Below are 311 nucleotides of genomic sequence, written 5' to 3'. Positions count from 1 at the left end.
CCTGGGGCATCGATATGCGCATAGTGACGCTTTTCCGTTTCGTATTCAACGTGGGCAGTGTTGATCGTGATACCACGTTCACGTTCTTCTGGAGCAGCATCGATATCTGCATAATCTTCGGCCTTTGCTAAACCTTTGTCAGCAAGTACCTTAGTGATAGCAGCGGTTAACGTCGTTTTCCCATGGTCAATATGGCCAATAGTACCAATATTTACATGGGGTTTAGTTCTTTCATAATGTTCTTTTTCAGCCATTAATGAAACCCTCCTGTATTTTATCGCAAGCATGACTAACTCTCGAAAACGAAAATT

At 42.4% G+C, this 311-nt stretch carries 1 protein-coding gene; it reads right to left on the bottom strand.

What is annotated here, in order from left to right; genetic code table 11:
- On the bottom strand, positions 1-254 hold a 254-nt coding region (locus EIZ58_RS32945), incomplete at its 3' end, for a GTP-binding protein (protein ID WP_240689503.1).
- Positions 255-311: the final 57 nt, after the last annotated feature.

Source organism: Ammoniphilus sp. YIM 78166, assembly GCF_004522215.1.
Taxonomy (GTDB): Bacteria; Bacillota; Bacilli; order Aneurinibacillales; family RAOX-1; genus YIM-78166.
The sequence above is the reverse complement of the archived record's forward strand: the minus strand, read 5'-3'. Positions and strand labels throughout refer to the sequence as shown.